The following is a 7,203-nucleotide window of genomic DNA, read 5'->3' as shown; positions in this document are numbered from 1 at the left end:
CAATTTCGAATAACTCAACACCTGTGAGTGTCCACACAGATTTCTTGTTTTGAATTGTTAAAGAGCGTTAGCATCAATCTTTCAGATGCTGCCGTTAGACGCTAGGTCGTTGGCTTGAGGAAGCGGATTATACGCTTCTAGTAGGTTGAGTCAAGTGTTTTAAAATATTTTTAAATGGTTATTTACTTTGCTGTGCATAATAAAAACTATTTAAAATCTTACTTAAATTATCTCATTTGCCTACCTGACTGGCGATGCCGTGTCAGTGGTTGCGGATTATAGGCATATCAGCCCAGAGTGCAAGCGGTTTTCGACTAAAAAGTCATATTTTTTGAGATGTCTTTATTAGCCACATCATACCCACCACTTACCCCCTGAGTTATCCACAAAAGATGAGTAAAAGGTGAATATTTATGCGTTTTATACGGGATCTTGGTGGATGATCACCTCAGCATCATCGAATGCTGCTCGGATCCTTGCTTCAGTTCTGTCGGCAATGGCATGGGCTTCTTTTAAACTCAAGGAACCATCAAGTTCTAAATGACATTGAATAAAGGTCGTCTTACCTGACTCGCGAGTTCTAAGATCGTGTATACCTCTAACAAGGGGATCTTCTTGGGCTAATTCTACAATTTTTAAACGAGTGTCATTATCTAACTCTCGATCCAATAATGACTGTATTGAGCGATGCCCTAATCCTATTGCTTGTTGTCCAATAAAAAGCGCAATCAAGACGGCAAACAGTCCATCTGCCCACCACCAACCATATTGGGCGAGTAAAAGTGCTAGAAGAACTGCCGCATTAAGGTATAAGTCTGACTTATAGTGCAATGCATCGGCTTCGATCACAGTACTTGACGTTGCCGCCACCGCCTTCTTTTGTAAAAGCACGAGTGCAAAAGTAAGAACTATTGCTATCACAGAGACCAAGACACCAACCATCGCGTGATTGACTGGTGCAGGATTAATTAAACGATCACCGCCATGGAACAGGAGTAAGAAAGCTGAACCGAGAATAAATGCAGATTGTGCTAAGGCAGCTAAAGGTTCGGCTTTGCCGTGACCGTAGCGATGGTCATGATCAGCGGGAACAATGGCATAGCGAATAGCAACAAAGTTAACTAATGACGCGAGTCCATCAGCGAATGAGTCAGTCAAGGAAGCTAGCATACTGGCAGAGCCAGAATAGAGCCAGGCAGCCATTTTTATAATGATAAGGGTCAAGGCAGTTGCCACGGCAGCGCGGCTCGCTAACTTGACCCAGAAATCGTATTGGGAAGTTTGGGTCATAGGATCACATTACTACTAAATATTTACTGTAATAGTAGGAGAAGAAGATGATCCTAAGTGTATCTTAAATCATTAAGAAAAGCCGAGCCTTAGTGGGCAGCTTTACCTTCACCCTTCTTGTTGCGTCTTTTTTCAAACTTCTCTTTAAACTTTGCCTTCTGCTCAGGTGTTAGCAATTGATAAATGTCATTTTGCACTTTTAGCATAGCAACCCCTTTTGCTTGACGACTTTGCTGCTTAGCATTAATGAACTCTTGTGCCTTAGCTTCATCAAAATTGTCTGCGCTGATCAACGCGAAAAACTCTGCTTTATTCTGTTTACGCGCCTCTTTAGATGAACCTTCAGCTTTCATCGATGCTCTTTGCTCTTTTACTAGTGCCTTTATCTCTGTTTTTTGACCGTCTGTAAGGTTTAAGCCTCTAAACATTTTACGGATATCACCATGATGCCCCGTACGTTCGCTTTTCATATGATGCGATTTATCTTTATGCTCATGATCACCACCCGCATACACAGTAGATGTCATTAATGCTGTACTTGCCACTATGGCAAGCAGTCCTGCTTTGAAAGTATTCTTTTTCATCATTCTAGCCTCATCAATTTATAGGGGAACTGCTCTCGCAATTTTCACAATCTAGTGTAGCGAGCCCAATGTAAGTCAGGGTTCCAGTTTCGTAAAACACTGTAAATATATGCGTAGCTCTGTGTTTTTAACTATCTAGCAGACATTTACGTAGACTTACATTGATAAACTACAATTGACATCTAAAAGGGTATACTCATCTCGTTAGTATCTAGTTTGGGAGCAATGGGAAAGAATGAACCATATTTTATTGATTGATGATGATTTAGGACTGTCCGAATTACTCGGTCAGCTTTTAGAGCTTGAAGGTTTTAAGCTGACGTTAGCCCATGATGGTGAGGTAGGCTTAGCATTAGCCCTTGAACAAAAATTCGATCTTATTTTGCTCGATGTAATGCTACCTAAACTCAATGGATTTGAAGTTTTAAAAGCATTACGAAGCAAAAAACAGACCCCAGTGCTAATGCTGACAGCCAGAGGAGATGAAATTGATCGTGTCGTTGGTCTTGAAATCGGCGCCGATGACTATCTGCCTAAACCTTTTAATGACAGGGAACTCGTTGCGCGTATTAAAGCAATCATTCGTCGTACCAATATACAAGCTGACGAGGCTCACTCTAGCATCCATGAGTTTGGCGACATTAAACTAGACCCTAGCAGGCAAGAAGTTTACTGTCAGGATGTGTTGCTAATACTAACTGGCACAGAGTTCGGGCTTCTCTTCGAGATGCTGCAAAACGGCGGCGAGCTAATAAGTAAAGACACCTTAAGTGAAAAGGTGTTGGGTAAGAAGTTAATGCCTTTTGACCGCAGTTTAGATATGCATCTTTCTAATTTACGCAAAAAGTTACCTGAACGTGCCGATGGTCGCCCTCGAGTCAAAACCATCAGAGGAAAAGGCTACATTTGGCTTCCATAATGTCACCTGACAAAATTCCTAATCGCATATTCATCAAGTTGCTACTTGGGTTTTGGCTTTGTAGCTCTATCATTATAGCTGCGGTGGGTTTGCTGCCTTTATTGCAGCAGAAACACGACCGTGCACCTCTGCCGCAGCATTTAGAAAACCTACTTTCAAGGCAAGCGAACCGTATTAGTGAAGAACCTAAGCTGCTTGAACAGCAAAACCTTAGGCGTCTTAACCATCGTCGAAATTTTAAAGGTAAACCTGTTCGTCTCTATTTAGTCGACGATCAAGGCAGAGTAATGAACACCGACAAGGTTTCTCGCGGCTTACGGCGCTTTATGCTGATGGCAGATGAAGTAGATCAACCTATCAGCCATCAATTTAAAAACGAGTTACTCTTCGGACCCTACAATTTTGATGTATTGGGGAGACAATACTCACTCTTTGGAAGACTGGCCGATCACCACCCCAGACCTTGGTTCTTCTTCTTCGCAGAAAATAAACTACTCACTTTAGGGTTAGCCATAACCTTGTCAGGCCTACTTTGTGGTCTGCTTGCCTGGCATCTTGGTAGGCCTTTACGCACCTTGAAGCTTAGCGCTAATGCACTGGCAAATGGCGACTTAACCTGCAGAGTCGATGATGAAACAACCAATCGAAAAGATGAAATAGGCCAGCTAGCCCAAGCATTTAATAGCATGGCCGATTCTGTTGAGAATATGGTGAACAGCCAACAGAGGCTGATTAGCGACATATCACATGAACTTCGTACGCCATTAACACGCTTACAGCTCGCACTCGCCCTGTCTCGCAAAAAAGGTCATGAGTCAGCTGAGATAAGTCGAATTGGCTATGAAGCTGAGCTGCTTGAAAAGATGATTGCAGAGCTGCTGGAGTTATCTAAGGTCAAACTCAATGCTAATGAGAGTAAAAGGCACCTTGGCTTAGCTGAAACATTAGGTCAAGTTTTAGATGATGCTGAGTTCGAAGCGGAGCAACAGCAAAAGAAACTGTTGATCGATATCAGCGAAGAGATAGAACTGCCTCTTTACCCTAGACCTTTATCAAGAGCCATTGAAAATTTACTGAGGAATGCGATCCGCTATTCAAACTCTAGTGTGTCTATTCAGACTATTGAAGCTCAAAGTAAAGTGATGATTGAGATTATTGATGATGGCCCAGGTATCGAGGATGAAAAAGATCTTAAGGCCATTTTCAAACCTTTCTATCGCCCTCAAAGTGCTAGAGAACGTGAGTCTGGAGGGTGGGGCTTAGGATTAGCTATCGCAGAAGCCGCTATCTTAGCTCATCAAGGACAGATTTCAGCTGAAAACATCCAACCACACGGATTGAAAATAACCATTAACTTGCCCACGATATAGTTATACCAATAATGGGATTAGTATTACGCCGCCTGAACGACTTCGAGCTCGCTAAGGCGGTATAACCACTTCTCGAAACTCACTTGATCTGGAATGCGCTTATCAGAATGTCCCATCAAGTGAGTTAACGCGTAACTAAACTGATAATAAAGGTTTTCATCGTCATAACGCTTACCCGCATCATCACAATTAATCTGGGCACCACGTAGGTAATTTGCAACCAACTCCCCTCGATCAAACCCCTGAACCAGCCCTATTTCTTTGATGAGCTCCCTGTTCCAATCCATATATGCCTTATAAACAGACTCGAACGAAGCTAGATTAGCTGCAGTAGCTTGCTCTTGTAACTCAACATTAGGTATCACCCGAGCAATAACGAATCTTTGGTATAACAAATCATCCCTTAAGCACCAGCAGTGATGCATTAAAAAGCGCATTAGCGGATCAACGTGCTCTATCTGATCAACCACTGTTCTTGCAAGCCTTTTATGAAAATGAGCCGTGGCAACTGACATCACTAGATCCGCTTCTGTCGGAAAGTGATTATAAATGGTGCCTTTCGATATCTGACTGGCATTAACCAGGTGTGAACGGCATAAATCAAAACTCTTATGCCCACGTAAACAGCGTTCAGCAACCTCTGTCAAATAACATCCTCGCTGCTCCCAACTACTCATATCGACCTCTTCACACTTTAAACATAAATTTAATTCAACTTCACATTCATAAAGTATCAAGTTATCAAGCAAGGGGGTATTGAGTAATAATGATACCACTATGAATAAACGTAATAGTCGATGTTAAAAATAGAACTGTTAGAGAGCTTTATTGCCATTGTCGAATGTGGCAACCTTTCCAAGGCTGCCGAGAGACTATATCGAACTCAATCTGCAGTCAGCTTGCAAATTAAAAAGCTAGAAGAGATTGTGGGTCAGTCTTTACTCTTGAGAGACAATAAAGGAGTCACGTTAACTGATTCAGGCAGGACGCTTCTAAACTATGCCTATAAGATGATGCAACTTAGCTCTCAAGCGATTGATGAACTAAAGGTATGTCAAAATCGTAAAATAATACGACTTGGGGTACCAACAGACTATATTTCAAGATACCTAAGCAGTTGTTTGATTGAGTTTATTCGTGAATTCACCTGCATTGAACTGGTCATAGACACAGATGTCAGCGGCAATTTGTATAAACGTCTCCAGAAGGGGGAGTTTGATCTTATTGTTGCGACCCATTGGCAACCCCCAACCAATGGTGAACTTTTGTTTGAGCGCCATTTTCACTGGGTAGCCGCTAAACATGGTAGCGCTCATTTACGTGACACGATCCCTATGGCTCTTTACCCAGAAAATTGCCCCATACGTGCGCAGGTTTTTGTTAATCATCAATTATCGATGAGACCCATTAATGTACTGCTATCAACGCCATCACCTCAAGCACTTTGCATGGCAGTTGAAAATGACTTAGCTATCGCTCCCATTGCCGAGTTTCGTATTAACGATAAAATGCAGATACTTGATCCCAATGAACATGGCTTACCGCAGTTACCGGTGTTTAACGAGTCTTTATATTTGAATCCTGAGACGCAAACCGACGCCACATTACAGTTAATAACCTTAATGAAAGCCAACGTTGCAGAGCTGGCTGTATTGCCTAACGCTTTCATTGATCTCGAAAGTGAATCTCATTAATTGGCATACGATTAAATAAGTTTACAAATTCTAGGGGGCGGGTAGTTAGGATAGTCCTGCCCCCCAACTACCAGCACTTATCTAATGATTACCACTTAACTTTGGTTAAATCACATTGAATAACTTCCCCTTTTTTTGCTGGGATACCTAGGTTATTTGCCGATTCACACAATAAAGTCGTGCCATAGTCATTACGCGTATCGTGTGCATTACTACGGGCCCAAACAGATACAATGGCACGCTCTTGCGGTTTAGCTTCACAACTACCGTCGATTTCAAATCCGTGTATCGTATTTGGGTGGAAATAGATCAGAGGATCTTGTTCTGCACTGCCAGATAACCACATCGCGTCTACATTAAGTTGACCAGCGTCGAACTGAACACGCCGCATCTTATTATCTTCTTTAATGGTTTTAACTAATGGAGAGTTTTCGCGAATTGCCATCGTTTGAAACTGATTAATGCATGCAGGTATGCGCATGTTGTAATACATCTCAGAAATCGCATGATTATGAAATGGATATAAAGTATCAACAATTTGCACTGTCATTCCTACTTCTGCACCGACTTTCTCACCATTGATTTGATCAATACGAAGTAAACCCCAGTGGCCGAAAACTTCAGCATAGGCATAACCACCACGAATATTGCTAAAGTTTTTGTCATTACGCTTACTTTCTTCTGCGTACATTGGAAACCAACCTGCAGATGCCCAAAGATTTGGCAAAGAGTTAGCACTGATGTCATAAGGGAATACCGCTGGCATCTTAATTTCGTTACCTGTCACCATTTTGTAGAAGTTTTCAGTGAAGCTATAACCGAACTGTTGAACTTCTTTATCGACCACTTTTTTATCAAAAAACTCTTTAAAAGTTGTACGATCAATCCATTTAGCAACGGGAGAGATCTCAGTTAACTTACCTCCTGGACTATAGTTCCAATTAATCTCTTTGCGGGATCCAAAACATTTTTTAGCTTCATCAGCATTGTTAAGTACTTGATGGATATTTTTTACCATCAATTGCATATCACGCTGTTCCATCACACATATTTTTTGACCACCTTGAGTGGAATCAACCAGAGCGACATCTGAATTCAAACATTCACTACCATTATCATTGGTCAATGCAATTGCAAAGCCTCTTAGATAAGTTAAGGTTTCATCCCATAGAACATCGATATATTTTTGCTCATTCACACTGTATTTAGGTTCTGCACCTAAACATTCGAATTCAGCCCCTTGGATATCTTTAGGATCAAGAAAGTCAGGAATACCTGTTGCTATAACGCTATTAGAACAAAACAAAAAACCAAATATAATTTTTCTATTCATACCATCTCCACTG

7 protein-coding genes are annotated in these 7,203 nt (G+C 41.5%); 3 read left to right on the top strand and 4 right to left on the bottom strand.

Translation table 11 applies throughout. The features are described from left to right. Nucleotides 1-420: 420 nt before the first annotated feature. Both fieF and FN961_RS21340 read right to left on the bottom strand, forming a co-directional pair. Nucleotides 421-1,290 (bottom strand): cation efflux pump FieF, encoded by an 870-nt coding sequence (gene fieF, locus FN961_RS21345; RefSeq protein ID WP_144042193.1) that lies wholly within the window; start codon nucleotides 1,288-1,290, stop codon nucleotides 421-423. Nucleotides 1,291-1,379: 89 nt separating this feature from the next. Continuing rightward, nucleotides 1,380-1,877, bottom strand: a complete 498-nt coding sequence (locus FN961_RS21340; RefSeq protein WP_144042192.1) for a Spy/CpxP family protein refolding chaperone — start codon at nucleotides 1,875-1,877, stop codon at nucleotides 1,380-1,382. Nucleotides 1,878-2,109: 232 nt separating this feature from the next. On the opposite strand from FN961_RS21340, the gene FN961_RS21335 reads away from it, so the two are divergent. Together FN961_RS21335 and FN961_RS21330 are read left to right on the top strand one after the other, a co-directional pair. Beyond that, nucleotides 2,110-2,793 (top strand): response regulator, encoded by a 684-nt coding sequence (locus FN961_RS21335; RefSeq protein ID WP_144042191.1) that lies wholly within the window; start codon nucleotides 2,110-2,112, stop codon nucleotides 2,791-2,793. After that, a complete protein-coding gene (locus FN961_RS21330) occupies nucleotides 2,793-4,163 on the top strand; it encodes an ATP-binding protein (RefSeq protein WP_144042190.1) in 1,371 nt (456 codons plus the stop codon). The genes FN961_RS21335 and FN961_RS21330 overlap by 1 nt, the downstream gene beginning before the upstream one ends. 23 nt (nucleotides 4,164-4,186) lie before the next feature. Here FN961_RS21330 and FN961_RS21325 read toward each other — a convergent pair whose 3' ends face one another. After that, nucleotides 4,187-4,840 carry a TetR/AcrR family transcriptional regulator gene (locus FN961_RS21325; RefSeq protein WP_144042189.1) on the bottom strand — a complete coding sequence of 218 codons (654 nt, stop codon included), beginning with the start codon at nucleotides 4,838-4,840 and terminating at the stop codon, nucleotides 4,187-4,189. 120 nt (nucleotides 4,841-4,960) lie between these two features. Between FN961_RS21325 and FN961_RS21320 the strand changes: the two genes are divergently transcribed. After that, nucleotides 4,961-5,857: a LysR family transcriptional regulator gene (locus FN961_RS21320; RefSeq protein ID WP_144042188.1), complete on the top strand. Its 897-nt coding sequence runs from the start codon at nucleotides 4,961-4,963 to the stop codon at nucleotides 5,855-5,857. 88 nt (nucleotides 5,858-5,945) lie between these two features. Here the strand turns inward: FN961_RS21320 and dddY are convergent, their stop codons facing one another. After that, the gene (gene dddY / locus FN961_RS21315) at nucleotides 5,946-7,190 is read right to left on the bottom strand and encodes a dimethylsulfoniopropionate lyase DddY (protein ID WP_144042187.1); all 1,245 of its coding nucleotides are present in this window, start codon (nucleotides 7,188-7,190) and stop codon (nucleotides 5,946-5,948) included. Nucleotides 7,191-7,203: the final 13 nt, after the last annotated feature.

Source organism: Shewanella hanedai (genome assembly GCF_007197645.1).
GTDB classification, from domain to species: domain Bacteria; phylum Pseudomonadota; class Gammaproteobacteria; order Enterobacterales; family Shewanellaceae; genus Shewanella; species Shewanella hanedai.
This window is presented reverse-complemented; position numbering and strand designations above follow the sequence as displayed.